This window comes from Arthrobacter sp. NPDC080082 (assembly GCF_040686595.1).
Taxonomy (GTDB): Bacteria; Actinomycetota; Actinomycetes; order Actinomycetales; family Micrococcaceae; genus Arthrobacter.
Map to the genome: position 1 here is coordinate 55,732 of NZ_JBFBKQ010000006.1, position 26,557 is coordinate 82,288.

Consider the following 26,557-nt stretch of genomic DNA (forward strand, 5'->3'; position numbering starts at 1 on the left):
GCGGAGGCTAGAGCTTTTCGACGTCGATGCTGTTGATGACGACGTCTTCAACCGGACGGTCGCCCATGCCGGTGCGGACACCCTCGATGGCGTCGACAACCTTCTTCGACTCCTCGTCGGCCACCTCACCAAAGATGCTGTGCTTACCCTGCAGCCAGCCGGTGGGGATGGTGGTGATGAAGAACTGGGAGCCGTTGGTGCCGCGGCCCATCTGGATGCCGGCGTTGGCCATGGCAAGCTTGTAGGGCTCGTTGAAGTTCAGTTCCGGGTGGATCTCGTCGTCGAACTTGTAGCCCGGTCCGCCGATGCCGCGGCCCAGCGGATCGCCGGCCTGGATCATGAAGTCCTTGATGATGCGGTGGAAGATCGTGCCGTTGTACAGCGGCGTGCCGGTCTTGTCCTCGCCCGTCTCCGGGTGGGTCCAGGCCTTCTCACCGGTGGCGAGGCCAACGAAGTTGTCCACGGTCTTCGGCGCGTGGTTGCCGAAGAGGTTGACGACAATGTCGCCCATGCTGGTGTGGATGGTTGCTTTTGCAGTTGCGATGGCAGTCATGGGCCTATTCTTCCACGGCGGCCTCCGGCGTACAGGGGCGCGGGCTGAGTTCCGCGCTGGGTGAAATCGCCGCGAAATAAGGGCCGAGAATAGCCGGTGGAGTTCCGGCCACGTAGGCTAACTGCAGAACCGTCACATTAATCGGGAGGTAGTTGTGAAGAAAACGGATCGTATTGCCCGTGAGCTGGAGCACTCGGTGTCCAGCGCCGTGGAAAACGCCAAGGACTGGGCCACCCCCCGGGTGGAGGCAGCCGTTGACTGGGCCGTTCCGCGCTTGCAGCAGGGCCTGGATACCGCTTCCCCGAAGATCCAGGAGGGCCTGAAGTCTGCGGCCCACAACCTGGCCGACGGCGTCGCCACCGTCACTCCCCGCATCCAGGACGGTCTGGCGCAGCTTGCGCCGAAGATCCACGATGCCGTCGACGCCGCCACCCCGCGGCTGCACGACGCGCTGGACAAGGCCACCCCGGTGATCGCCAACGCGCGTGACCGCGTCGTGGTTGAGTACCTGCCGAAGCTCTCGGACCAGATCGGTGCCGCGTCCGACGCCGTTCACCGCACCCTTGAGGGCGCACCGGCCCACGTCGACGCCGTCGCCCAGCGTCTCGCTGACTCCGGCGTCGTACAGAACGTGCAGGAGCAGGCACAGGCTGCCGGCAAGCAGATCAAGGCCGCCGCCTCCGAGGCCAGCCGCGCGGTGACCGGCGAGGTCGCCAAGCAGCAGAAGCCCAAGCACCGCGGATTCCTGATCTTCGGCATCATCACCGCCGCCGTTGCCGCCGGCGTCGCCGCCTGGAAGGCGTCCAAGCCGGTCGAAGACCCGTGGAAGACCCCCAGCCCGGTGAAGCCCGCCACGCCGGCACCGGTTCCGGCCACCACGGTCACCGAGGTCAAGGAAGAGGCGAAGCACGCTGCCTCCAAGGCCGCCGACGCCGTCAGTTCCGCTTCCTCCGCCGCCGCCGACAAGCTTGGTGACGCAGCGTCCAAGGTCGGCGACGCCGCCAAGGAAGCCACCGACGCCGCCGCCAGCAAGGCTGACGAAGCGGCCAAGGAGGCCGAGAAGTCCGATGCCAATAAGAAGGTCGCCACGGACGCCAAGACCGCGATGAACAACATTGCGGCCAGCCTGAACGACGAGGGCAAGACCAAGTAAGCACCGCTGCCGCCGTCCAGTTGGCGGCCGCGGCCACACAGGGAGGGTCACCGCCACGGGCGGGGCCCTCCCTTTGTTATTCCGATCTGTGCCGACCAGCCCGGGGTCCCAACCCGCCCGGATGCTAAATTTGGGGGGATGTCACGCGAAGAGTCCCAGCTGGGTTCCCCCGACGATGCAGCGCTGCCGCCTGCCGTCTCCATCGTCATCCCGGCGTACAACGAGGAAAGCGTGATCCGGCAGTGTCTCATCGCTGCCGTCTACCAGTCGGTTCCGGCGCAGGAGATCATCGTCGTGGACAACATGTCCAAGGACCGGACCGCCGAAATCGTCGCGCAGATGCAGCTGGAATACCCGGAGAGCCGGATCCTGCTCATGAGCCAGGACAGTGACCAAGGCCTGATTCCCACGCGGAACTTCGGCCTGAACCATGCAACCGGCGATGTGCTCGGACGGATCGACGCCGACTCGGTCCTGGAGCCGGACTGGGTGGAGCAGGTCCAGAAGGCTTTCGCCGACCCCTCAGTCGCAGCCGCGACCGGCCCGGTGGTCTACTACGACATGCCGATGCGCCGCTTCGGGCTCAAGGCCGACGACAAAATGCGGCAGCTGATGCTCAAGCTCGCCAAGCACCAGTACCACTTCCTGTTCGGCTCCAACATGGCCCTGCGCCGCTCGGCCTGGGAAACCATCAAGGACGAAACCTGCCGGGATGAGCGGGACGAGATGCACGAGGACATCGACCTGTCCCTGCACCTTGCCGACCACGAGCTCCGGATACAGTACTGGCCGCAGATGATCTCCGGGATGTCCGCACGACGGCTCGAGGACTCGCCGCGCGACTACCGGTACTACGTCACCCGCTTCGACCGGACCTACAAGGCCCACAACGTCAAGAAGATGGCGCTCAAGGCCCCCATGGTGGTCTTCTTCTCGGTGTACTTCCCGGCCAAGCTGCTGCGTGCCCTGCACACCGTGAACACGGCCCAGCCGGTACGCCGCGGGGGCCAGTAACCCGCAGTTAATTCCGAACGGGCTAGTCCGTGCCGAGCTCAGCAAGACGGGCGGCACTGCGGCGCACGGCGCGTGAGCGGCGCTGGCCGAGGACCACGACGGCGAGTCCCACCAGGATCATGGCCAGCCCAACGTAGGTTCCGGCGGGCAGCTTCTCACCCAGGAACGCCGCCGCCAGCAGGGCGGCACCCGGGATTTCGAGCAGGATGATCATGGACACCAGCAGCGGGCTCATGGTGGCCAGCAGGTGGTTGAAGGCCGTGTGGCCCACCAGCTGGGCGCAGACGGTGATGGCGAAGATGCCCAGCCAGCCGGCCGCCTCGAAGCCGCCCAGGGGCTGTCCGCTGGCCAGCGCCAGGACGGCGACGACAGCGGCACACATGCCGTAGCAGAGGCTGGTGTAGACACCCGTGCTCATGGTCTGCCGTGCCTTGCCGCCGGCGAGGGTGTAGACGCCGGCCAGCATCCCGCCGGCGACGGCCAGAAGGTCCCCGGTGAGGGCCTGCGGGGAGGTCCCCATATCGAACCCGGTAATGGCAACCACGCCCGCGAAAGCCAGGCCCAGCCCGGCCAGGACCTGCCAGCCGTGCCGGACGCCGCGGAACAGCTGGAAGACGGCAATCCAGCCCGACTGCAGGCAGACCAGCGCGGTGGCGGCGGCCACGGAGGTGAGCTGCAGGGAGGTGATGAAGCAGGCGAAGTGCAGGGCGAGAGCGACGGCGGCCGCCAGGGACCAGCGGAACTCGGCGCCGGTGACGCGGCCGAACTGCCGGGGCTGGCGGACCAGCACGGGCCCGGCCATCACCACGGCACCGATGGCGTTCCGCCAGAACGCGATGGCGAGGGCGCTGACGGTGGTGGCGCCCAGGGTGGCGGCGATCAGGGGGCCGGAGGAGGCCACACCAAGGACGCCCAGGGCGGCGAGAAGGAAGGTCACGCCTCAACCCTAATGCGCGCACAGCGGTGGCCAGTGCCGTGACGGAATCCGGGAAAGGGAGGCTTAAAGCAAAAGTCCCGGCCGGCGTTTCCGCTGACCGGGACTTCTCGATGGTGGAGGCACGGGGACTCGAACCCCGAACCCCCTGCTTGCAAAGCAGGTGCGCTACCAATTGCGCCATGCCCCCATCGGAGCAACCCGCCAATCCGGCTAGTCGACCGTGTCGGTCGATTCGCTCCAGATTGCTTTCCGGGCTTCGGCTTCCTGCACTTTCCTGTAGACCAGGACGCCTGCGAGCGTAGCTGCAACTACCAGCAACTTCTTCACATGCACCCCGTTCCGGTCCGCTTGCGCGTTCCTTTACAAGAACCAGTACAGGTTCCGTGGGCGTACCAGGACTTGAACCTGGGACCTCTTCGTTATCAGCGAAGCGCTCTAACCGCCTGAGCTATACGCCCCGATGCCTCATCGGGCCGAGATATGACTTTACAGCACATCCCGGCCCGATCTCAAATCGAGGCATTTACCCGCTAAATCACGGGCAAAACGGGTATTTCTAGTCGTCCGTGAGGGTCACACCGATGCCGCCCACCAGGGTGGCAGCAATGTTGTACAGCACCGCGGAGAGCATCGACAGGGCGGTCAGCAGGACCACGTTGATCACGGCGATGATGACCGCGAAGGAGGCCACCTGGCCCAGCGAAGCTACCTTCTTCAGTTCGAAGCCGCCGCTCTCGGACCCGGCCAGGGTGCCGAGGAGGCCGTCCACCTGATCAAAGATGCCGGTGAGGTCCAGGACGGTCCACAGCACGATTGCGGCGACCACCGTGACGATGCCGAGGGCCACCGAGAGCAGGAAGGACATCTTCAGCACGGACCACGGGTCAACCTTGCTCACCAGCAGGCGGGCGCGGCGCACCTTGGCCTTGGGGGCCGGCTTGACTAGTCCGGGCTGACCGGGACGCGCGCCGGCCGTTTCCGGGCGGCTGGCCTGGCCGGCCGGACGCTGGCCCGGGACCGAGGGGCGCTGCCCGGGGACGGAAGGCCGCTGGCCGGGGGCCGCGGGACGCTGGCCGGAGCCCGCGACGCCGGGACGCTGCTGCGGACGCGACGGCGCATTCACCCGGGGGGCCGCCGACGGCTGCCGTGCGTTGCCGGGGCCACTGCTCGACTTGGGATAGGAGTCGGAATTGCTCACGGGTTACCTCCGGGGTTGTCTTCGTCCAGCTCGGCATCCCCTGATGGCTCATCTGACTCCGGGGCCGGTACTGATGTTGTGTCTCCGGACCCCTCGCGGGCTCCGTTTTCTCCAGCCAACGTTACGTCATCCGGCAGCGTAGCCTCATCTCCGGCGTCGCCCTCGGCTGCTGTTTCCTCGGATTCGAGGCCGCGTTCGCTGTTGCGGGCCACGGCGATGATGCGGTCGTTCTTGTCCGGCTTGGCGAAGATGACGCCCATGGTGTCGCGGCCCTTGGCGGGCACGCCGGCCACGGACGAGCGGACCACCTTGCCGCCTTCCATCACCACCAGGACCTCGTCCTCTTCCTGGACGATCAGGGCGCCGACCAGGTGTCCGCGCTCCTCCTGGTACTTGCCGACCTTGATGCCGAGGCCGCCGCGGCCCTGGAGGCGGTATTCCTCCACGGCCGTGCGCTTGGCGAAGCCGCCCTCGGTGACGATGAAGACGAACGAGCCGTCCTGGACGACGTCGGCCGCGAGCAGCTCGTCGTCCTCCCGGAACTTCATGCCCGTCACGCCGGAGGTTGCCCGGCCCATCGGGCGCAGCGCCTCGTCGGTGGCGGTGAACCGGATGGACTGGCCCTTGCGGGAGACCAGCATCAGGTCATCGGTCTCGGAGACCAGCTGGGCCGAGACGAGCTCGTCGCCGTCGCGCAGGTTGATGGCGATGACGCCGGCGGACCGGTTCGTGTCGTAGTCCTCGAGCCGGGTCTTCTTCACCAGGCCGCGCTTGGTGGCGAGCACCAGGTACGGGGCGTGCTGGTAGTCGCGCAGGTCCAGGACCTGGGCGATGTGCTCGTCCGGCTGGAACGCCAACAGGTTGGCCACGTGCTGGCCCTTGGCGTCGCGGGCGGCCTCCACCAGTTCGTACGCCTTGGCCCGGTACACGCGGCCCAGGTTGGTGAAGAACAGCAGCCAGTGGTGGGTGGTGGTGACGAAGAAGTGCTCGACGACGTCGTCGCCGCGCAGCTGGGCTCCCTTGATGCCCTTGCCGCCGCGCTGCTGGGAGCGGTAGTTGTCGCTGCGGGTGCGCTTGACGTAGCCGCCGCGGGTGATGGTGACGACCATTTCCTCTTCGGGAATGAGGTCCTCGATCGACATGTCGCCGTCGAAGCCCATCAGGACCTTGGTCTTGCGGTCGTCGCCGTGCTTGGCCACGATCTCGGCCAGTTCGGTGCTGATGATTTCCCGCTGGCGGGCCTCGGAGGCCAGGATCTCGTTGTACTCGGAGATCAGGGCCTCGAGTTCGGCGTGCCGGTCCTGGATCTTCTGGCGTTCCAGGGCGGCGAGCCGGCGCAACTGCATGTCCAGGATGGCCCGGGCCTGCAGTTCGTCGATCTCCAGCAGTTCCATCAGGCCGTCGCGGGCGGCCTCGGTGGTGGTGGAGGCGCGGATCAGGGCGATGACCTCGTCCAAAGCGTCCAGGGCCTTGAGCAGGGCGCGCAGGATGTGCGCTTCCTCCTCCGCCTTGCGCAGGCGGTACCGGGTGCGGCGGGCGATGACGTCCATCTGGTGCGTAACCCAGTGGCGGATGAAGGCGTCGAGGCTGAGCGTGCGGGGCACGCCGTCCACGATTGCCAGCATGTTCGCCGCGAAGTTGTCCTGCAGCTGGGTGTGCTTGTAGAGGTTGTTCAGCACCACCTTGGCGACGGCGTCGCGCTTGAGCACGATCACGAGGCGCTGGCCGGTGCGGCCCGAGGTCTCGTCGCGGAGGTCGGCGATGCCGGAGATCTTGCCGTCCTTGACCAGCTCGGCGATCTTGATCGCCAGGTTGTCCGGGTTGGCCTGGTACGGCAGCTCGGTGACCACCAGGCAGGTGCGGCCCTGGAGTTCCTCGACGTTAACGACGGCGCGCATGGTGATGGAGCCGCGGCCGGTCCGGTAGGCGTCCTCGATGCCCTTGTGGCCCAGGATGGTGGCGCCGGTCGGGAAGTCCGGGCCCTTGATTCGCTGGATCAGCTCCTCGAGCAGTTCCTCGCGGCTGGCGGTCGGGTTGGCCAGGTACCACTGCACGCCGTCGGCGACCTCGCGAAGGTTGTGCGGCGGGATGTTGGTGGCCATGCCGACGGCGATGCCCGAGGACCCGTTGACCAGAAGGTTCGGGAAGCGGGCCGGCAGGATGGTCGGTTCCTGGTTCTTGCCGTCGTAGTTGTCCTGGAAGTCGACGGTCTCCTCGTCGATGTCCCGGACCATTTCCATGGCCAGCGGGGCCATCTTGGTTTCGGTGTACCGCGGGGCGGCGGCGCCGTCGTTGCCGGGCGAGCCGAAGTTGCCCTGACCCAGCGCCAGCGGGTAGCGCATGGTCCAGTCCTGGATCAGGCGGACCAGGGCGTCGTAGATCGCGGTGTCGCCGTGGGGGTGGTACTGGCCCATGACCTCGCCGACCACGCGGGCGCACTTGTTGAAGGAGCGGTCCGGGCGGTACCCGCCGTCGAACATCGCGTAAAGCACGCGCCGGTGGACCGGCTTCAGGCCGTCGCGGACATCCGGCAGGGCGCGGCCGACGATGACGGCCATGGCGTAGTCGAGGTAGGAGCGCTGCATTTCGGTCTGCAGGTCCACCTGCTCCACGCGGTCGGTGAGCACATCGGTATCAAGGACGTTGCCTTCTAGCACGGGCTCCGCGCCGGATTCGACGGGAACTTCCGGTGTTTCATCACTCATAGTCTGTATTTTCCGTTTCAGGTATATATCGGTTCCGGGATATGCAGGAGGCGAAGCCGCTAGATATCGAGGAACCGAACGTCCTTGGCGTTCTGCTGGATGAAGTTTCGGCGGGACTCTACGTCCTCGCCCATGAGTACCGAGAAGATCTGGTCGGCCGCGAGGGCATCGTCCATGGTGACCTGCAGCAGCGTCCGATGCTCGGGGTCCATGGTGGTGTCCCAGAGTTCGGTGTAGTCCATCTCGCCGAGGCCCTTGTAGCGCTGGATGCCGTTGTCCTTGGGGATGCGGCGGCCGGCGGCCTGGCCGGACACCAGCTTGGCGTCGCGTTCCCGGTCGCTGTAAACGTAGTCGTGCGGGGCGTTGGACCACTTGATCCGGTACAGCGGGGGCTGGGCGAGGTAGACATAGCCGTTCTCGATCAGCGGGCGCATGTAGCGGAACAGCAGGGTCATCAGCAGCGTGGTGATGTGCTGGCCGTCGACGTCGGCATCGGCCATCAGCACGATCTTGTGGTACCGCAGCTTGGCCAAGTCGAAATCCTCGCCGATGCCGGTGCCGAAGGCGGTGATCATGGACTGGACTTCGGCGTTGCCGAGGGCCTTGTCCAGGCGGGCCCGTTCCACGTTCAGGATCTTGCCGCGCAGCGGCAGGATGGCCTGCGTCTCGGGGTTGCGGCCGCGTTTGGCGGAGCCGCCTGCCGAGTCACCCTCCACGATGTAGACCTCGCACTTCTGCGGATCCTTAGACGAGCAGTCGGAGAGTTTGCCGGGCATGCCGAAGGATTCCAGCGGGCTCTTGCGGCGTGCGTTGTCGCGGGCCTTGCGGGCAGCCATGCGGGCCTGGGCCGCTGAGATGGCCTTGCGGATGACGTCGCGGGCCGGGCCGGGGTTGCGCTCCAGCCAGTCGCCGAGCCCGTCGGTGACCACGCGCTGGACGAAGCCCCTGACCTCGGAGTTGCCCAGCTTGGTCTTGGTCTGGCCCTCGAACTGCGGCTCGGAGAGCTTGACCGAGATGACGGCGGTCAGGCCTTCACGGATGTCGTCGCCGGTGAGGTTGTCGTCCTTTTCCTTGATAATTCCCTTTTCGCGCGCGTAGCGGTTGATCAGGGAGGTCATCGCGGCGCGGAAACCCTCTTCGTGGGTGCCACCCTCGTGGGTGTTGATGGTGTTGGCGTAGGTGTGGACGCTTTCGGAGTAGGCGTTGGTCCACTGCATCGCCATTTCCAAGGCGATGTGCCGCTCGGTGTCCTCGGTTTCGAAGGCGATGACGTCCTCGTGGACGACGTCGACCTTCTTGCCGGAGTTGAGGTGCTTGACATAGTCCAGCAGGCCGTCGTCGTACTGATAGACCACGGTGTGGAATTCGGCCGGAACCTCGCCCTCGGTCTCGACGGCGTCGAGGTTCAGGTCCTCATCAATGGAGGTCTCCGATGCGGCGCGGCGCTCGTCGGTCAGCGTGATGCGGAGCCCCTTGTTCAGGAAGGCCATCTGCTGGAACCGGGCCCGGAGGGTTTCGAAGTCGAATTCCGTGGTCTCGAAGATGCTGCCGTCCGGGTAGAACGTCTGCGTGGTGCCGGTCTCGGAGGTCTCTTCGCCCTTGACCAGCTCACCCTGGGGCTTGCCGCCGTCGGCGAAGGACATCCGCCAGACGTGGCCCTGCCGGCGGACCTCGGTGTTGACGCGGCTGGAGAGAGCGTTGACCACGGAGATGCCGACGCCGTGCAGGCCACCCGAGACCGCGTATCCACCGCCGCCGAACTTGCCGCCGGCGTGCAGGATGGTCATGACGACCTCGACCGTGGGCTTGTGTTCGGTGGGGTGCATGTCCACGGGGATGCCGCGGCCGTTGTCGACCACCTTGACGCCGCCGTCGGCCTGCAGCACGATCTCGATGTGGGTGCAGTACCCGGCCAGCGCCTCATCGACCGAGTTGTCCACCACTTCGTACACCAGGTGGTGCAGGCCCCGGGGTCCGGTGGAGCCGATGTACATGCCCGGACGCTTCCGGACCGCCTCCAGGCCCTCAAGAACGGTGATGTCGCTGGCCCCGTATTCGCGGGGAGTGACCGTTTCGGTGGGCGCGGCCGCCTGGCCGGTTCCGTCCGCGGTGTCCGCTGCCGGGATTTCTGCATTGTCGTTAGCCACAGGCGCTTTCGACTCCTCTATGTTCGTTGAAGGCCGGCCGCGGCCGTCTCCAAGGAAACAGCCGCTGCCAACGGGCACGTCACTGACGGCGCCGGCGGCATGGCTGGCCGGGACCGATTCCACGCAGGAGAAACCGCGTCGGAAACGGACTCAGTCGACGTTGCATCGGCGCCCAGTTATCTTCCCTGATTCTACCGTGTTATAGGGCCGAATCCCGCATTCTGGCGGGGTAAACGCGGGTGTAATTGCCGTTGAGAGGCCACTGGCCCCGCCTGGAATGCTCCCGGGGTGTTCCGGATGGGTTCCTATACCGAACCGGGGCGTCTGAGCGCCCTACACGCCGTTTGTGGATTTTTCAATGGTCTTGGAACAACTGCTTCATACCTTCGGGCGGCGGTGCCGGTGGACGGCATAGGGGTATGGCGCGGCGTGCGGCCTAGCCGTAGGTGTCCCGGGGGCCGCGGCCGTTGACGGTGCGGGCACCCTTCCGCCAGCTGGGGGCCGCGGGGCCGAGGACCTGGATGCTGGTGACGACGCCGTCGCCGAGTTCCACGCGGAACTTCTCCAGCAGGCTCAGGCTGAGCAGGCGCAGCTGGGTGGCCCAGGCGGTGGAGTCGCAGCGGACGTGCAGGGTGGTGTCGGTGAAGCTTTCCGGGGTGCAGTGTGCCGAGATTTCCGGTCCGACCAGCGCCGGCCACTGTGCCATGACCGAGCCGACTGCCACCGGGGAGGTCCAGCCGCGTTCGGCGACCAGCCGACCCACCACCTTACCCAGGCCCAGGGGGTCCCGGCCGCTGCCATGGAACTGGCTGAAGCCGCGGGTGCCGGCGCCGCGGGCGGGTTTCTGGGTACTTCCGGGCTTAGGCGGCGCCTTGCGCCGGATCTCGCCCCGCGCGGCCGCAGCGTCACGCATGCGATTGAGCGCCGCCTGGGCGGCGTCGATGTCGTCGGGGTCGCGGCCGGGCTGCAGCGCGCCGTCGGTGTCCTTATTCATCGCCTGTCACTCGTGGCTTGTCCGGCTCATCGATGCCTCCCGGAATGACCTTTACCCGCCGGCCGGCGAGTTCCGCCGGGATGTCGCCTTCGACGGCGGCGGTCACCAGGACCTGTTCCGCGCCGGAGACTATAGCGGCCAGTTTACGCCGGCGCTGCACGTCGAGTTCGGCAAACACGTCGTCGAGGATCAGGATGGGGGCCGACCCGCCGGTCCGGGCGTCGTCGAGCATGACGTAGTAGGAGGCAAGCCGCAGCGAGAGGCACATGGACCAGGTTTCGCCGTGCGAGGCGTAGCCCTTGGCGGGGGCCTGCCCGAGGGTCAGGTCCAGGTCATCGCGGTGCGGGCCCACCAGGGAGATGCCCCGTTCGAGTTCACGACGGCGGGACGCCGAAAAGGCGCGAATGTACCGTTCGGTGAGTTCCTCCACGGTCAAGCGGCGCAGGTCCTCGTCCTGTTCCGCCGGTGCGGCGGCCACAGCGGATGCCACGGAATCGTAGCCGTCGCCGTCGCCATCGAAGATTCCGTCCAGCGTGGAGCGGTACACCGCGCCGGCTTCCTTGGACCCGTCCGTGAGCTGGGCGTAGGCACTTTTCAGGTGCGGCAGCAGCAGTTCCACCAGCTCCAGGCGCGCATGCAGCAGCTCGGCCCCGGCCCGGGCCATGTGCTGGTCCCAGACATCCAGGGTTGCCTCGTGCCCGGCGGTGAACTTGCCCGCCCGGCCGGATTTGAGGAGCGCGTTGCGCTGCTTCAGGACCCGGTCGTAATCGCTGCGGGTGGCGGCGTGCCGCGGCATGAGGCTGACCAGCAGTTCGTCGAGGAAGCGGCGCCGGTTGGACGGGTCGCCCTTGACCAGGGCCAGGTCCTCGGGCGCAAACAGCACCGTCTGGCAGATCCCCAGGATGTCGCGGGCCCGGACCGGGTTGCTGCGGTTGATCCGGGCACGGTTGGCCCGCCCGGCGTTGAGCTCCAGCTCCAGCACCGTCGACTGCTCGCCGCGGACCAGGCGGGCCCGGATCATGGCCCGTTCGGAGCCGAAGCGCAGCAGCGGGCCGTCCGAACTGACCCGGTGCGAGCTCAACGTGGCGAGGTACCCGATGGCTTCCATCAGGTTGGTCTTACCGATGCCGTTGGACCCCACAAGGACCGTGACCCCGGGCTCGAGGCTCAGGTCAACCTGGGCGTAGCTGCGGAAATCCGTCAGCGAAAGCTTCTCTAGGTACACGCCGGGGTCAGGGTCCCTGAAATTACTTGGCGGGCCGGGTGGCGTGTCCGCCGAACTGGTGCCGCAGCGCGGAGACCATCTTCATCGCCGGGGAGCTGTCCTCGCGGGAGGAGAACCGGGCGAACAGCGCGGCGGTGATGGCGGGGGCGGGAACGGCGTTGGCGATGGCCTCTTCGACGGTCCACCGGCCCTCACCGGAATCCTCGACGTAATCGGAAATCGACTCCAGCCCCGGGTCCTCGTCGAGGGCCTTGACCATGAGGTCGAGCAGCCAGGAGCGCACTACGGTGCCCTTCTGCCAGGCGCGGAAAGTGCCGGGCAGATCGGTGACGATGTCCTTGGCGGCCAGGAGTTCGTAGCCCTCGGCGTAAGCCTGCATCAGGCCGTACTCGATGCCGTTGTGGACCATCTTCGCGTAGTGGCCGGCGCCGACACCGCCGACGTGGACGAAGCTGTCCGCCCGGTCACCTTCGGGACGGAGTGCATCGAAGACCGGCAGGGCGCGCTCGATGTCGGCGGCGTCGCCGCCGGCCATCAGGCCGTAGCCGTTCTGCAGGCCCCAGACACCGCCGGAGACGCCGCAGTCGGCGAAGTGGACACCCTTGGCGGCCAGCGCGGCCGCGTGCTTCTGGTCTTCGGTGAAGCGGGAGTTTCCGCCGTCGATGACCAGGTCACCGGCCTCGAGCTTGTCGCCGAGTTCGGTGATGACGGCGTCGGTGATGTCTCCGGCGGGGACCATGACCCAGATCAGCCGGGGAGCCGGAAGCGCGGCGATCAGTTCGTCGATGGTGGCTGCGTCGGTGACCTCGGGGTTGCGGTCGAAACCGGTGACCTCAATGCCGCCGTTCCGCAGCCTTTCGCGCATGTTGAAGCCCATTTTTCCAAGGCCGATCAATCCAATGTGCACGGGGAACTCTTTTCTGCGCGGTGGTACGGGTAAAGCTGGGAGGCTCAGTTCGGCAGGCGGACGGGCATGACCAGGTAGCGATAGTCGTCCTGGTCCTCGCCGTCGGCGTCTTTCTGGGCCGTGATCATCGCCGGCTTCGGTGCCGTGGTGAAGGAGAAACGCACGAACTTCGTCTCGATGACGCTGAGGCCTTCGATCAGGTAGTGCGGGTTGAAGGCCACGGTGATGTCCTCACCGGTGAGCTGGGATTCGAGTTCCTCGGACGCCTGGGCGTCCTCGCCGGTACCGGCGTCGAGGTGCAGCTGGCCCTGGGTGAACGCGAGGCGGACCGGGGTGTTGCGCTCGGCCACGAGGGAGACACGCCGCACGGCCTCGACCAGCTCCTGGGTCTGGACGGTGGCGTGAATCGGGGTGGAGTCCGGGAACAGCGAACGGATCTTCGGGTAGTCGCCGTCGACCAGCAGCGAGGTGGTGGTGCGGCCGCCGCTTTCGAAGCCAATCAGCCGGCTGTCGTCGTCGGCCAGGGCCAAGTGGATGTCGCCGCTGCCACCAAGGGTCTTGGCCACCTCGTTGAGGGTCTTGGCCTTGACGAGTGCGCTGGTGGAGATGCCCGGGGTGGCGGGCTTCCACGGAACCTCGCGCATGGCGAGGCGGTAGCGGTCGGTTGCCAGGAGGGTGATCAGGTCATCCTCGATCTCCATCCGGACACCGGTCAGGATCGGCAGGGTGTCGTCCTTGCTGGCCGCGATAATGACCTGGGACACCGCCTGGGCGAAGGCGTCGCCGGGGACGGTGCCGCTGATCGGGGGCAGTGCCGGCAGCGGCGGGTATTCGGTTTCCGGCATGGTGGCCAGGTGGAAGCTGCTTCGGCGGCAGGAGAGCGTCACCTTGTTGCCATCGGTTTCGATGTCAACCGGTGCGGACGGCAGGCTGCGGCAGATGTCGGCGAGCAGGCGGCCGGAAACCAGGATGGTGCCCTCGGTGCTGATGTCGGCCGGGATTTCCAGCCGGGCGGAGGTTTCGTAATCGAAGCTCGAGAGGCTCACGGTGCCCGCCTCGGCCTTGAGCAGCAGGCCGGACAGTACCGGAACAGGCGGCCGCGGAGACAAGGACCGGGCGGTCCAGGTCACTGCCTCGGCCAGGACATCCCGCTCGACTCTGAACTTCACGGAAGGGTGCCGCCTTTCATTGCTGCTGACATCGCTGGAACGGACCGGCCGGCGGGTGCCGAAGGCGCCGCCGGAGCTGGTCTGTGGTGGTCATGCGGTTCCCCGGACGACGTGTCCCGGATGCGCCGGGACGGCGCGGGGACACGGTGGGACCGGGGACGGACGCACAGCAGACAGCTTAGCCCCAAGATCCGGGTTCTCCCATCCCCGGCTTACATCGCTGTGGTTTCGGCCGGGCCCTCAGTTCGGCCTGGACCGGGCCGTGGTGGGGTGGAGGGAGATTGTTGTTTGAGGGAATTTCATTTTCTTGGGATTAGTAGTGTTAATAACTGCTGTGGAAACTGTGGATAACCCGGTCCCGGCCCGCAGATCCGCGGTTAAGCCCTGTTCATGAGCTGTGGGTCCGTCCGGTTTTAAACAGGGTGTGGATGGGGACAAGATTTTCGGCCGTTTCGTCGATCCACAGGCGGCTTAAGGGTTTTAAGCCCATTAACCGCCGTTGTCCCCTTAACTATCCACAGGCTTGTCCACAGCCCCCTGTTAATAAGGTATGAGTATGCGGATGCGGGGCTAGGAATTCCGCTGCTGCTGCTTGATCCGGTTGGTCAGTTCGGTGACCTGGTTGTAGATCACCCGGCGTTCGGCCATCAGTTCGCGGATCTTACGGTCGGCGTGGATCACCGTGGTGTGGTCCCGGCCGCCGAGCTCCTGGCCGATCTTGGGCAGCGACATGTCGGTCAGCTCCCGGCAGAGGTACATGGCGATCTGGCGCGCTGTGACCAGGGTCCGGGTCCGGGACTTGCTGCAGAGCTCCTCCATGGTGAGCTTGAAGTAGTCCGCGGTCTGGGTCAGGATCTGCGCCGAGGTGATCTCCTGGGCGCCGTCGTCGGTGATCAGGTCCTTGAGGACCATCTCCGCGAGGGCAACGTCGACCGGCTGCCGGTTCAGGCTGGCGAAGGCGGTCACCCGGATCAGGGCGCCTTCGAGTTCGCGGATGTTGCTGGAGATCTTGGAGGCGATGTATTCGAGGGCATCGTCCGGGGCGGAGAGGCCTTCGCTGAGCGCCTTCTTGCGGAGGATCGCGATGCGGGTTTCCAGTTCCGGCGGCTGGATGTCGGTCAGCAGGCCCCACTCGAAGCGGGACTTCATCCGGTCTTCGAAGCCGGCCAGCAGTTTCGGCGGCTGGTCCGAGGTGATGACCACCTGCTTGTTGTTGTTGTGCAGGGCGTTGAAGGTGTGGAAGAACTCCTCGAGCGTGCGGTCCTTGCCGGCCAGGAACTGGATGTCGTCGATCAGCAGGACGTCGACGTTCCGGTAGGTGGTCTTGAAGCTGGTGCCCTCGTCGTCGCGGATCGAGTTGATGAAGTCGTTGGTGAACTCTTCGGAGTTGACGTAGCGGACGCGGATCCCGCTGTAGAGGCGGCGGGCGTAGTGGCCGATCGCGTGGAGCAGGTGGGTCTTGCCGAGGCCCGAGTCACCGTAGATGAACAGCGGGTTGTAGGCCTTGGCCGGGGCTTCGGCAACGGCGACGGCGGCCGCGTGCGCGAACCGGTTGGAGGAACCGATCACGAAGGTGTCGAAGACGTACTTCGGGTTCAGCCGGCCGAATTCGTGTGAGGTGCTCGGCAGCATTGGCTGCGGCTTGAGTTCGACGGCGGGATCGGCCGTGCGGGTCAGCTCCGGTGCCGCCTCGGGTTCGACGTGCAGGGGCACCAGTTCGGTGTCGACGTCGATTGCGCAGCGGATCTCGTCGGAGAAGACGTCCCGCAGTGCGTCGTCGAGGGCTTCCTTGACCTGGGTCTGGAGCACCTCTCGGGTGAGTTCATTGGGAACGGCCACCAGCAGTGTGGAGCCGATGAGGCCCTGTGCCTGGGCGAGGATGACAAAACCGCGCTGCCTGGGGGTAACCCGGTGGTCGTTTTCCAGGAGGCTGACCACCCGGCGCCAGGAGCTCCCGACGGTGTTGGCGTGGTCGGCTTCGTCTACCGTCATCAATGAATTCCTCAAACCTTGCTTGCTGGCGTTACCGCAGCCGCACCGCCCGGGACTCGATGTGTGGTCCCGGCGTAATCCACAGGGTTGTACACAGACAGTGGATAATGGGCTACTGGGACACTCTAGGGGATGAAAAGCCCAGAAGATAGCTGGGAACTGACCTGTGGATAATTACACCGTTGTGGTTCTCTCCGGGGGCCTGTGATGTGCTTCATCCACAGGCCCGGGGGCAGGTTAGCCACAGCTGGGGATGATCGCCGGCGACCCCTCCGGTTTGACTCTGCAGCCGTTTTTCCCCTAACGTTGTGAAGTCCTTTGTGTCCGCTTTTCGCTTCATTGAAGCTCTCCCAGACGCCTGCGTCACCGGGAGCGGGGTAGCGGCACATACAAAACTTAGCGTCGGCCAGTTCTTCCCCTTTTTTGATCGGGTGGGCGCACCTTTGATCCACTGGAGTAACTAACGTGAGCAAGCGGACTTTTCAGCCGAATAACCGCCGTCGAGCCAAGAAGCACGGCTTCCGCCTTCGTATGCGTACCCGTGCCGGCCGCGCCATCCTGGCAGCCCGTCGTGGCAAGGGCCGCACCGAACTGTCGGCGTAAATACTGACTTATCGGTCATCACCCTTTTGCGAGTTGAGCGGTGCTAGCCACCCGGAACCGTCTGAGGACCTCTACCGATTTTTCAACAACTGTACGTTCCGGCGTCCGCAATGGACGCCGGAACTTAGTGTTATATACGGCAGCTTTACCTGACGGCCAACCTAGCCGCATCGGCTTCATCGTTTCCAAGAGTGTCGGGAACGCTGTTGTCAGGAACCTCGTTAAGAGGAGACTGAGAGAAGCCGGTGCGTTGTCGCTGCGCACTTATCCCGTCGGATTTGCCATCGTCGTCAGGGCCCTGCCCGCGTCGGCGTCCGCCGGCTGGGAGACCCTGCGTAATGACTACGATGCCGCCTTGGGAGCAACCCTCAAGCGGCTGGCCGGCCGCCCGCCGCAGGCCGTTGCCAAGGTTTCGAGTGAGACACCACAGGAAGGGACACCGCGTGCGTAATCGAGATGCCGCCGTCGTCCCCGGTCCTGCACCGCGCGTGTCCGCGGCCGCCGCCTGGTTGGGCCGCGCGCTGTGGCACCTGCCCCGCAACCTGATCATTCTGCTGTTGATGGCCTACCGCAAGGTTGTGTCTCCGCTGTACGGCCAGGTCTGCCGATTCTTTCCGAGCTGCTCCGCCTATGCGCTGGAAGCGGTGACGGTCCATGGGGCGGTCAAGGGCACCTGGCTGGCGGTACGCCGGCTGCTGCGTTGCCACCCATGGAATTCCGGCGGTGTGGACCATGTCCCCGCCGGTCACCGGGAGTGGCCCGCCGGCCACACCCCCCGAATTGTCGTGCTGAACAACCCGGACAAGTACCTGGCGGCACAGTCTGATGGAGAAGGCCGCCCCGCGGCCTGACGAAGAGGAATAACGTATGGACATCTTTGGAGCAATTCTGGCCCCGTTCAAGTGGCTGGTATCGGCCATCATGATCGGCTTCCACGACGGACTGAGCTTCATTGGCCTGCCTGCAGCCAACGGCTGGACCTGGACCCTCTCCATCATCGGCCTGGTGCTGGTCATCCGCGCCGCGCTGATCCCCGTCTTCGTCAAGCAGATCAAGGCCCAGCGCGGCATGCAGCTGCTGCAGCCGGACCTGAAGAAGCTCCAGGACAAGTACAAGGGCAAGACCGACCAGCTTTCCCGCCAGGCCATGGCGCAGGAACAGATGGCGATGTACAAGAAGCACGGGACCAACCCGTTCTCCGCGTGCCTCCCCATGCTGATCCAGATGCCGTTCTTCTTCGCCCTCTTCCAGGTTCTCTCCGGCATCAGCTCCGCCAAGGCCGGAGGCACGGGCATCGGCGCGATGAACATCGACCAGGTCCGGCAGTTCGACGAATCCAGCATCTTCGGTGCTCCGTTGTCCGCCTCGCTGCTCCACGGCGGCGGCGGAAACCAGACCGCAGTCTGGATCCTCTCGATCGTCATGATCCTGGCGATGACCGCCTCGCAGTTCATCACGCAGAAGCAGATCATGGCCAAGAACATGTCTGAAGACGCCATGGCCAGCCCCTTCATGCGTCAGCAGAAGATGATGCTCTATATCCTGCCGCTGGTCTTCGGCGTCGGTGGCATCAACTTCCCCATCGGTGTCCTCATCTACTGGACCACCACCAACCTGTGGACCATGGGCCAGCAGTTCTTTGTGATCCGCCGCATGCCCACCCCCGGTTCCCCCGCCGCCAAGGCCCTGGCCGAGCGCCGTGCCGCCAAGGGCCTGCCCAACCTGCCCCTGCTGGGTGCGAAGAAGGCCGACGCCGAGGCAGAGGCGGAAGCCGCTGCCAGCGCCGCCGTCGCCAAGAGCCAGCGCGTCCAGCCCCAGCGCAAGAACAGGAAGAGGAAGTAATGCCTGCCGAGAGCACCGACCACGCCATTGCCGCCGAGCCGCTGTCCCAGGAAGACGTCCGCGACGAGGCCGCGCCCAGCAACGATGCTGAAGCCCCGGAAGCCACGGATACCGAAGCCGGCCAGCCCGCGGGCAAGAGCAACACCGCCAGCCGCTTGGAGGAGGAAGGCGACGTCGCCGCCGACTACCTCGAGGAACTCCTGGACATCGCGGATATCGACGGTGACATCGACATCGAGGTGCGCAACGGCCGGACCTACATCTCGATCGTGGCCGAGGAGGACAACTCCGGCCTGGAGAACCTCGTGGGCCGCGACGGTGAGGTGCTGGAGGCCCTGCAAGAACTGACCCGTCTGGCCGTCCTCGCCGCCACGGAGAACCGCTCCCGGCTGGTCCTGGACATCAACGGGTACCGCACGGACCGTGCCGGCGACCTGAAGCAGATTGCCGAGGATGCCATCGCTTCGGTCAAGGAGAGCGGTGGTCCGGTGGCGCTGAAGCCGATGAGCGCTTACGAGCGCAAAATCGTGCATGACGCCGTCGCGGACCTAGGCTTCGTCAGCGAGTCCGAGGGCGAGGGTGCCCAGCGGCACATCGTTGTCTCCGCAGAGTGACTCCGCAGAGCAGCATGATGGTGGAGATTACCGCGGCCGAACTCAAGGCCGCCGAAGCGATTTTTGGTGACCGGCTGGACCTGGCCCGGCGCTATGTGGAGCACCTCGCCACGTCCGGTACCGAACGCGGCCTGATCGGCCCGCGTGAGGTGCCCCGACTGTGGAGCCGGCACGTGCTGAACTGTGCCGTGATCGAACGTGAGATTGCGCCCGGCAAACACGTGGCCGACGTCGGCAGCGGAGCCGGGCTCCCGGGGCTATGCCTGGCCATCGCCCGTCCGGACCTTGAACTGACACTCATCGAGCCGCTGGAGCGGCGCGTGATCTGGTTGCAGGAAGTGGTCGATGACCTCGGTCTGGACAACGTCACGGTGATGCGCACCCGTGCCGAGCTGGCCGTGGGACAGGTCGACGCCGACGTGGTCACCGCGCGCGCGGTATCCGCCCTGACCAACTTGGCCGGGCTTACTATCCCGCTGCTCCAGGGCAAGGGTGAAGTCGTGGCCATCAAGGGCCGCAGCGCCGGTGAAGAGATCGAAAAAGCCGCAAAGACCATCCGCAAACTGGGGGGCGTGGACACGTCCGTCGTGGTTGTCGGGGAGGATCTCCTTGAGGAGCCCACCACCGTGGTCCGCATCGTAGTGAATAAGCCCCTAAAGAAGGCGTAGCGTCCGCCCGGCGCCCGCTGTGTTGAGGGGTAAGAGGTTAGGCTAGTTAGCGGCAGTCAACGCCGAGCGAGAGTGAGAGTGTCAAGTGAGCAGTAGCGAAGCCTCCGCGCAACGGATTCCGCCGTTTGTGTCCCTGGGGTCTGCACGATCGTTCATGGCGCCTGCTGCCTCTCATTCCTCCGCCATAAGCAAACCTTCTTTGGTTGCAAGCAGCTCATCTTCCTCGTCGGTTTCACGTGAAACCTCGGCGATGTCTACCGGCAATGTACTGGATTCGATTGATGACTCCAGCCCGATTGCACGGGAACTCGCCCACGAAAACAAACGCCGGGAGCGCCTCCTGGGCCGGCAACTGCCAAAGCCGGAGAAGACCCGCATCTTCACCGTGTCCAACCAGAAGGGCGGCGTCGGCAAGACCACCACCACGGTGAACATCGCCGCAGCGCTGGCCGCGGCCGGGCTCAACGTGCTTGTCATCGACATCGACCCGCAGGGCAACGCCTCCACCGCCCTTGGCATCGAACACCATGCCGATGTCGACAGCATCTACGACGTGCTTATCAACGATGTTCCGTTGCAGGACGTTGTCGCACCGTGCCCGGACATCGCCAAGCTGATCTGTGCACCGGCCACCATCCACCTGGCCGGAGCCGAGATCGAGCTCGTCAGCCTGGTGGCACGGGAGCAGCGGCTCCGCCGGGCGATCGACGTCTACGCCAAGGAACGCGCCAAGAACGGCGAGGAGCGGCTGGACTACATCTTCATTGACTGCCCGCCGAGCCTTGGTCTCCTGACGGTCAATGCTTTCTGTGCCGCCAGTGAAGTCCTCATTCCCATCCAGTGCGAGTACTACGCATTGGAAGGTCTGAGCCAGCTGCTGAAGAACATTGAGATGATCCAGAAGCACCTCAATGCCGACCTGGTGGTCTCGACCATTCTGCTGACCATGTATGACGGCCGTACCAACCTCGCCGCCCAGGTGGCCGCGGAGGTTCGTGAGCACTTCCCCGAGCAGGTTCTGAGTGCCGTGGTTCCCCGCTCCGTGCGCATTTCGGAGGCACCCAGTTACCAGCAGACGGTCATGACCTATGATCCGTCGTCCAGCGGCGCGCTGTCCTACTTGGAAGCCGCCGCTGAAATCGCCGAACGTTAGAATCTTCTCAACAATTGCACTAGCCAGAGCCGGAGCATGCCGCGCTCTTCCAATGGAGGGATTTATCCATGAGCGATAAGCGACGCGGCCTGGGCCGCGGACTTGGCGCACTGATTCCAAGTTCCGCCTCGGCTAACGCCTCCGGAAACGGTGCGGCCCCGTCCCGGCCCGTGGATCTGTTTTTCCCGCCGGCCAGCAAGCGCTCCGGCGAGGCGCCGGCTGTCGAGGAAGCCCCGGTAGAGGCAACCCCTGATGCTGCTGCCCCCGAGTCTGCTGCGTCCACATCTGCTGGGCCGGAGGAGACGACGACGTCCCGACCGGCTCCGTCGGACACGACCACTAAGGCAGCCACCCGGAAGCCTGCCGCCGCGGCGAAGGGTAAGTCTGCCGCCCCGGCTGGTCCGGGCACGTCCGGACGGAATCGTGCGGCCGCATCGAAGGTGGCGGCCGAGGCCCCTGCGCTTGAAGAGTCCGAGCCCGAGCTTCCGGCTGCCGATAACGGCGTGGACCTGGTTGCGGTCCCCGGGGTCCGCTTCGCTGAAATTCCGGTCGGCGATATCCACCCCAACCGCAAACAGCCGCGATCTGTCTTTGATGAGGACGACATGGCGGAGCTCGTTCACTCCGTTCGTGAAATCGGCGTCCTCCAGCCAATTGTCGTCCGAACTTCAACCGAAGAAGGTGGAGAACCCTACGAGCTGGTCATGGGTGAACGCCGGTGGAGGGCAGTACAGGCCGCCGGCCTCGAAACCATCCCCGCAATCGTCCGTGACACCACCGATGATGACCTCCTTCGGGACGCACTGCTTGAAAACCTTCACCGCAGCCAGCTCAACCCGCTGGAAGAGGCCGCTGCATACCAGCAGCTGCTGGAAGACTTCGGTACCACTCACGAGCAGTTGGCGGACCGAATCGGCCGGTCCCGTCCGCAGGTGTCCAACACCCTGCGTCTGCTGAAGCTCCCGCCGTTGGTACAGCGCCGTGTTGGAGCCGGTGTGCTGTCGGCCGGGCATGCCCGCGCCCTGCTGGCACTTCCGGACGCCGCCGCGATGGAACGGCTGGCCCAGAAGATTGTTGCCGAGGGCATGTCTGTCCGGGCCACTGAGGAGGCCGTCACTCTCTACCAGAGCCCCGCTGCCCCGGCCAAGAACAACATCCCCCGCCCCGGTGCACGGCACGAACGTCTGGACTACCTGGCATCGTCGCTCTCGGACCGTCTGGATACCAACGTGAAGATCTCCCTCGGTGCGCGCAAGGGACGCGTCAGCATCGAGTTCGCCAGCGTGGAAGACCTGAACCGCATCATGGATGTGCTGACGCCGGGCAATCCAACCTAGGGTTCTCATTCATCTTCAAGAGGGTCCGTTTCGTGTGAGACGGGCCCTCTTTTGTGTGCCCAGCGCCGGCTGGTTGCTCTACGTGTTCGTGGCTGTTGGGTGGTCATGACGTCCACACTGGGTGCGAATCCCTCGTTCGTACCCTCACCGATGTTGAAGGTGACACCCTGGTGGTAGCGGCGGCACGTCGGTTGGCACAGCCAGTTCAAGGAGTCTTACCTACCGGCCAACGCGCACGCAGTAAGTTGGGTGGTCCTGGTTTGCCTACCGGGGTGGGTGGATGAGGCCACCCAAACTGAGCCGCTTTTGTGGGCGTGCGGCGGCGCGGTGCGGTGTTTGGCGCACGGCCGAGGGGCCTGGGAGTCTGGGTACGCCCCGTCGGCTGCGTGCCAGGCCCGGGAGTCCACGTCCTGACGTCAGACCGGATTGCGGGTTCACCGGATGATGATGACCATAGAGGGCTGCTTAGATCCCCCGGATGTCGCTTTCTAGCCCTCTTCGAGCTGGACGTGGGCGGTGGCGCCTTCCTGCTTCTGCAGCGCTGTACGGTGCCTCCCGAGCCTGCCTGGCGCGCATTGAGTTCCCGGCCGACGGTGGGTCTTCGGACGCATTCGAGGTGATTACAGTCCAACTTTAGGCCCCACCCCAATTCCTTATTCGTCGGTTTGGCCAGCCGAACGCCCGTTGTGTGGCCTCGGCAGGACTCATCTCATGCCACTTAGCTTTGAACTAGTTGTGAGGCGAGGTGTGCGTCTGGTTTTCTTGAGGCGCTTCCGGGTGATTGGTCGCTATTCGCGCTCGGTAGCCTGCGGCAGATTTACTGTTGTTGTTCGGGTGCTCATCCCCTGTTGGGGGCGCCTAGGCGTTTTCAAGTAAGGGGGCCGAAGCGGCGATCACAAGATACTGAGGCAGCAACCAAGGCATCCTTCGGCTTGTCTCTATTCGCGGTTGCTGTTTTCGATGCTGTTTCACGTGAAACAAGCCCGCGCCTATGAGCCTGATCAGTGGTTTGCTTGATAAGACAGGACGTTCCGAGACGTCGGCCGCGATATTCCGACGTAGGTCCTCCCTGAAGGTTTCGAAAGGTCTGCCGGCACGATGGGCTGTTGCCTCCTTGGACAGGTGGATCCACATCTCTGCGTTCCGCAGACAACCTCGGAGTTCCGCGAAGGGTAGGTCTCGACTACAAGCGCACAGGCCGTGGATGAAAAGCCTGGAGCCTACAAATCAATCATGGATCTGTGTACATGTTTCACGTGAAACGGTTTGCGTCGGCTCGGCGCTATTGTCCTGGGGGTCGGGTTCTCGGGCATCAGGCCCCACCGGAGGGCCGAGAAGCCGCACGGGCGCGGAGGCGGGGCCGCCTACTGAGGGTCTCCCGGGATAGCGACGGCGCTACCACTAGCACTGAGGCGACCTGGCTTCAGACTGGGGCCTGTAGGGCGCTCAAGGAGGTGTGCGAGCTCCTGGGCTCGTCCACGCTTTGACGCTCAACCCTGAGTGTTGTGCACTCCTGAACCTATGGGTGCCACCGCGAGTCTGATTAGTGTACTGCGGCATCAGTGGGGTCCGGCTACTGAGGATTGCCTCAGCGACCGAGAGCGGATCCCGCAGGGCATCTTCCGACTAGCCGATTCTCGTCCCGTGCCGCACTCCCCTTGCTTGTTCTCGCCAAAGTGCTCTCGATGGGCTCGGCGGGTGCATCAGTGGCTTGTACAAACTGCCCGTGGCGAGGTCGTGGCCTTTTGTTCTCATGTGCGGTACTGATCTGCGGCAAGCGCCAGGTATCGGGGTCAGCTGCCCAGTCCCGTCTGGTGATGTTCGAAGGGGCGCATAGAGCAGGCAGCCTGGGACAACATGCTCGCTGGAGTCCCATGGCTAGATGATCGCTTGCCGGATAGTACCTAATAGGGAAGGTCTTTTCCGGGCCGCGCGTCGGAGAATCTCCCCTGCGACGACGCACCTCGGACCTCCGGGCTCCGAAACCAAAACCCAGAGCCGGACCCTGGACCCCCGGGCGCCGGAGGCCGGACTGCGGATTGCGGGCCTCGAGATGCCGGCCCCCAGACCCTGGACGCCGGCTCGGGGACGCCGGCCGGGGGAGAACCGAGTGCGCATCTCAGATCCAAGCACGCGGTCGGCCGGGCCACACGGCGGACTCCACACCCCGGAAGCCGGTCCCCTGCCCGCGGCGGCTGAACCCGTGGCCAGGGGCGGATGATATCTGGATGGGAGTTGCTCGTCGGGTTTGTCAGGCATGGCCAATGTCGATACCGGCAAGACGGTGAGCAGGTAACGACGACTAACAGTGTCCAGTCGAAGGGTGGATGCGATCGGTGGTTCGCCACTGAGTCCCCGGGCCCGGGAGTGAGGGTTTAGGGTCGGCGTGAGTGAGTTGAATCGGTACCGGCCGAGAGCGAACTTCGCAGCCATCACCACAGGTTCTGAGAGCCAATTTGCCGGTGGATATTGTTGTGGATAACTTTGTGGAAAGATCGGCGGTCATCGTGGTCTAGATGGTCTCAGATGTGCGCACCCGAGAATATTGCTTGGGGTGAAGTAAGCGGTGGGAGTAGGCGCGACAGCGCTTGTTTCACGTGAAACACTGCCGCCGGGCAGAGTGCCGGCGAATATCCCCAGAACTGGCCGAAATCTCGCCACAAATGGGTTAACTTTCCGCCGGTGGCCCGGCCATCTAACAAAACCAACAACTCCGTTTCTCCACGAGACGGCCCTCTCCTCATCTGCGAGATTGATCCGGGCCGACCCGCCCTCGAGGGGAACTGTTGATGAGGCATCGCGAGGCTGTGGATAAGACTGTGTGCAATCTCTCGATGGACTGTGGATATCGCTGTGGATAGCCACAGTGGATATCCACGTTTGGAGAGGCTCGAGAACGGACATCGTGATTGAAGGCTGGCCCCTGTCCGGGGTGATGTCCACCGTTGTCACCTCGCCAGCGGGCTGATGTGCCGACTTGCGCCGTAGGGTTTTGTTCCACGGGGCTGAGGGATCCGCAGCTAGGGCTGCCGGTGGAACTGCACCGGCACTCCCCCTGTGTCTATGTTGGGAGTTGCCAGTACCGTCGACTGAGCGACGGCAATCTAGTTGGTAACGGCAATGTCCATGAATTCTGAGGCCAATTGGTCGAACTGGTTCCTCTGCGTCCCAGAGTGACCAGCACCAGGTGGTTAGGCTTGGCCCCTAATATGGGACGGCATACTCAGTTCGGTGCGTTGGGGCTCAGGCAAGTTCCGTTGGGATGCGCCGGTCCTGCTGAGGTTCATGGCGCTTCGGGTTAGCCACGACCAGGACGGGCTTCCCCGGAATGGCAGTCGGCCGCTCTCATGGGGGCTTGTCGTGTGTTGCTCAGGATGATCTGGCCCTACGGACGAGTGCCTCGCGCGGGCGCCAGGCCCACACTGATGCCGCTAGGAGAACACTACGTGCCCAACTGGCGCAGCCGACCCTTGGGAGTGATGGGCACCCAGGTGGGATGACAAGCGACCGACCTCGGCTCGGCGTGAATGGAACCATCCTGCAGTCCTCCCCAGAGCGCACTGTGGTTCCGTTCATTCCCTGAATCGGGCGCGTAGCAGGATTTTTCGCGTAGGTCCCTATGGTCAGGTGGGTCCCCGGTGGGAATCGGGTACCCAAGGAACTCATAGACGCCATCGGCTCTAGGGCTCTACAGGCTAGGTATCGATACGAAGATGTTTGGGTCCATCGAACACCTTTACATCGCAGCAGGGCGGGAACAGCGGAGGACGGCCGCGAATGCTCATGCCTCCCAATCCCCGATCCGGCGCCATTCGCGAAGTGCCTGGGCGTACTCGTCCTTCTGACCTGGTCTCTCCGGAGTTCCCCAAATTCACCTGATCATCCCGTAATTGACCATTACCGCTGTCGGTTTGAATACCTGATCACTTCCACCTGACTGCCGGTGTCATGTGCGAACCGTTGTAGGTCGAGGCGGCCCACAACTCGCGACTTTAACGGTCCCTGGGAAGTATCGGGCCTGGATGGGTGTAGCACCCGAGGCAAGGTAGAGGATGGGCTCTTCAGCCTGGGTAGCGCCCTGCCATGCCTCCATGGGCCTCCTTGCTCCTTCGGCTTCGAGGCCGACAGGCGGATCCGAAGCCTAGGAGCCTCGCATCACCCTCGTCGTCTGCTGGGAGGCTCGTTCCGCCGCTCTCGTCGCCCCCCTGGGCATAGGGTTGGGGTGAAGGTGGAGACTGGGAGGGGTTGTGAGGGTTTCACATGAAACAAGGATAGGCCTTGGTCTGAATAGCATCGTCACTCCGGAACCTGATCCCCGGTACCTGCGACCGCGATCTGGTTGCTTT

21 protein-coding genes and 2 tRNA genes are annotated in these 26,557 nt (G+C 64.8%); 10 read left to right on the top strand and 13 right to left on the bottom strand.

The window, feature by feature from the left end; genetic code table 11:
• Positions 1-7: 7 nt before the first annotated feature.
• Positions 8-553 carry a peptidylprolyl isomerase gene (locus AB0O44_RS13330; RefSeq protein ID WP_290257097.1) on the bottom strand — a complete coding sequence of 182 codons (546 nt, stop codon included), beginning with the start codon at positions 551-553 and terminating at the stop codon, positions 8-10.
• Positions 554-707: 154 nt separating this feature from the next.
• Here AB0O44_RS13330 and AB0O44_RS13335 point away from each other — a divergent pair, with 154 nt between their 5' ends.
• Positions 708-1,706 (top strand): hypothetical protein, encoded by a 999-nt coding sequence (locus tag AB0O44_RS13335; RefSeq protein ID WP_290257098.1) that lies wholly within the window; start codon positions 708-710, stop codon positions 1,704-1,706.
• A 138-nt stretch (positions 1,707-1,844) separates the two neighbouring features.
• Positions 1,845-2,720 (top strand): glycosyltransferase family 2 protein, encoded by an 876-nt coding sequence (locus AB0O44_RS13340; RefSeq protein WP_290257099.1) that lies wholly within the window; start codon positions 1,845-1,847, stop codon positions 2,718-2,720.
• A gap of 22 nt (positions 2,721-2,742) precedes the next feature.
• Here AB0O44_RS13340 and AB0O44_RS13345 read toward each other — a convergent pair whose 3' ends face one another.
• The 12 genes from AB0O44_RS13345 to dnaA all read right to left on the bottom strand — a co-directional run bounded on the left by AB0O44_RS13345 (position 2,743) and on the right by dnaA (position 15,994).
• Positions 2,743-3,657 carry a DMT family transporter gene (locus tag AB0O44_RS13345; protein ID WP_364138057.1) on the bottom strand — a complete coding sequence of 305 codons (915 nt, stop codon included), beginning with the start codon at positions 3,655-3,657 and terminating at the stop codon, positions 2,743-2,745.
• Positions 3,658-3,768: 111 nt separating this feature from the next.
• Positions 3,769-3,844 (bottom strand) — tRNA-Ala (locus tag AB0O44_RS13350).
• Positions 3,845-3,867: 23 nt separating this feature from the next.
• On the bottom strand, positions 3,868-3,984 hold the full coding sequence (locus AB0O44_RS13355; protein WP_290257101.1) for a DLW-39 family protein: 117 nt from the start codon (positions 3,982-3,984) through the stop codon (positions 3,868-3,870).
• A 57-nt stretch (positions 3,985-4,041) separates the two neighbouring features.
• A tRNA-Ile gene (locus AB0O44_RS13360) sits at positions 4,042-4,115 on the bottom strand.
• Between the two features lie 98 nt (positions 4,116-4,213).
• Entirely contained in the window at positions 4,214-4,855 is a 642-nt protein-coding gene (locus tag AB0O44_RS13365; protein ID WP_290257102.1) for a DUF3566 domain-containing protein, read from the bottom strand.
• On the bottom strand, positions 4,852-7,560 hold the full coding sequence (gene gyrA / locus AB0O44_RS13370; protein WP_364138061.1) for a DNA gyrase subunit A: 2,709 nt from the start codon (positions 7,558-7,560) through the stop codon (positions 4,852-4,854). The genes AB0O44_RS13365 and gyrA overlap by 4 nt, the downstream gene beginning before the upstream one ends.
• 59 nt (positions 7,561-7,619) lie before the next feature.
• Entirely contained in the window at positions 7,620-9,707 is a 2,088-nt protein-coding gene (gyrB, locus tag AB0O44_RS13375; RefSeq protein WP_364138064.1) for a DNA topoisomerase (ATP-hydrolyzing) subunit B, read from the bottom strand.
• Positions 9,708-10,143: 436 nt separating this feature from the next.
• Positions 10,144-10,701 carry a DciA family protein gene (locus AB0O44_RS13380; protein ID WP_364138067.1) on the bottom strand — a complete coding sequence of 186 codons (558 nt, stop codon included), beginning with the start codon at positions 10,699-10,701 and terminating at the stop codon, positions 10,144-10,146.
• Positions 10,694-11,926 (bottom strand): DNA replication/repair protein RecF, encoded by a 1,233-nt coding sequence (gene recF, locus AB0O44_RS13385; protein ID WP_364138070.1) that lies wholly within the window; start codon positions 11,924-11,926, stop codon positions 10,694-10,696. The genes AB0O44_RS13380 and recF overlap by 8 nt, the downstream gene beginning before the upstream one ends.
• 22 nt (positions 11,927-11,948) lie before the next feature.
• Positions 11,949-12,833, bottom strand: a complete 885-nt coding sequence (gnd, locus tag AB0O44_RS13390; protein ID WP_290257107.1) for a phosphogluconate dehydrogenase (NAD(+)-dependent, decarboxylating) — start codon at positions 12,831-12,833, stop codon at positions 11,949-11,951.
• Between the two features lie 44 nt (positions 12,834-12,877).
• The gene (dnaN, locus tag AB0O44_RS13395; RefSeq protein WP_290257108.1) at positions 12,878-14,002 is read right to left on the bottom strand and encodes a DNA polymerase III subunit beta; all 1,125 of its coding nucleotides are present in this window, start codon (positions 14,000-14,002) and stop codon (positions 12,878-12,880) included.
• A gap of 570 nt (positions 14,003-14,572) precedes the next feature.
• Positions 14,573-15,994 (bottom strand): chromosomal replication initiator protein DnaA, encoded by a 1,422-nt coding sequence (gene dnaA / locus AB0O44_RS13400; protein WP_290257109.1) that lies wholly within the window; start codon positions 15,992-15,994, stop codon positions 14,573-14,575.
• A 465-nt stretch (positions 15,995-16,459) separates the two neighbouring features.
• On the opposite strand from dnaA, the gene rpmH reads away from it, so the two are divergent.
• The 8 genes from rpmH (at position 16,460) to AB0O44_RS13440 (ending at position 22,211) form a co-directional block, all read left to right on the top strand.
• Positions 16,460-16,597 (top strand): 50S ribosomal protein L34, encoded by a 138-nt coding sequence (gene rpmH, locus AB0O44_RS13405; protein WP_003800212.1) that lies wholly within the window; start codon positions 16,460-16,462, stop codon positions 16,595-16,597.
• 40 nt (positions 16,598-16,637) lie between these two features.
• Positions 16,638-17,048, top strand: a complete 411-nt coding sequence (gene rnpA, locus AB0O44_RS13410) for a ribonuclease P protein component (protein WP_364138074.1) — start codon at positions 16,638-16,640, stop codon at positions 17,046-17,048.
• Positions 17,049-17,085: 37 nt separating this feature from the next.
• Positions 17,086-17,448, top strand: a complete 363-nt coding sequence (gene yidD / locus AB0O44_RS13415; RefSeq protein ID WP_364138452.1) for a membrane protein insertion efficiency factor YidD — start codon at positions 17,086-17,088, stop codon at positions 17,446-17,448.
• A gap of 16 nt (positions 17,449-17,464) precedes the next feature.
• Complete coding sequence (gene yidC / locus AB0O44_RS13420) at positions 17,465-18,439, top strand: membrane protein insertase YidC (protein ID WP_290257113.1); 975 nt, start codon at positions 17,465-17,467, stop codon at positions 18,437-18,439.
• A complete protein-coding gene (locus AB0O44_RS13425) occupies positions 18,439-19,053 on the top strand; it encodes a R3H domain-containing nucleic acid-binding protein (protein ID WP_364138078.1) in 615 nt (204 codons plus the stop codon). The genes yidC and AB0O44_RS13425 overlap by 1 nt, the downstream gene beginning before the upstream one ends.
• 17 nt (positions 19,054-19,070) lie before the next feature.
• A complete protein-coding gene (gene rsmG, locus AB0O44_RS13430; protein ID WP_290257309.1) occupies positions 19,071-19,721 on the top strand; it encodes a 16S rRNA (guanine(527)-N(7))-methyltransferase RsmG in 651 nt (216 codons plus the stop codon).
• Positions 19,722-19,806: 85 nt separating this feature from the next.
• On the top strand, positions 19,807-20,874 hold the full coding sequence (locus AB0O44_RS13435; protein ID WP_364138081.1) for a ParA family protein: 1,068 nt from the start codon (positions 19,807-19,809) through the stop codon (positions 20,872-20,874).
• A gap of 68 nt (positions 20,875-20,942) precedes the next feature.
• Entirely contained in the window at positions 20,943-22,211 is a 1,269-nt protein-coding gene (locus AB0O44_RS13440; protein ID WP_364138084.1) for a ParB/RepB/Spo0J family partition protein, read from the top strand.
• Positions 22,212-26,557 lie beyond the last annotated feature (4,346 nt).

What these genes read in the sequence shown, in the direction of transcription:
- AB0O44_RS13330 (WP_290257097.1), bottom strand. Translation starts at nt 553, where the DNA reads ATGACTGCCATCGCAACTGCAAAAGCAACCATCCACACCAGCATGGGC.
- AB0O44_RS13340 (WP_290257099.1), top strand. Translation starts at nt 1,845, where the DNA reads ATGTCACGCGAAGAGTCCCAGCTGGGTTCCCCCGACGATGCAGCGCTG.
- gyrA (WP_364138061.1), bottom strand. Translation starts at nt 7,560, where the DNA reads ATGAGTGATGAAACACCGGAAGTTCCCGTCGAATCCGGCGCGGAGCCC.
- AB0O44_RS13380 (WP_364138067.1), bottom strand. Translation starts at nt 10,701, where the DNA reads ATGAATAAGGACACCGACGGCGCGCTGCAGCCCGGCCGCGACCCCGAC.
- dnaA (WP_290257109.1), bottom strand. Translation starts at nt 15,994, where the DNA reads ATGACGGTAGACGAAGCCGACCACGCCAACACCGTCGGGAGCTCCTGG.
- yidC (WP_290257113.1), top strand. Translation starts at nt 17,465, where the DNA reads ATGGACATCTTTGGAGCAATTCTGGCCCCGTTCAAGTGGCTGGTATCG.
- AB0O44_RS13425 (WP_364138078.1), top strand. Translation starts at nt 18,439, where the DNA reads ATGCCTGCCGAGAGCACCGACCACGCCATTGCCGCCGAGCCGCTGTCC.
- rsmG (WP_290257309.1), top strand. Translation starts at nt 19,071, where the DNA reads ATGGTGGAGATTACCGCGGCCGAACTCAAGGCCGCCGAAGCGATTTTT.
- AB0O44_RS13440 (WP_364138084.1), top strand. Translation starts at nt 20,943, where the DNA reads ATGAGCGATAAGCGACGCGGCCTGGGCCGCGGACTTGGCGCACTGATT.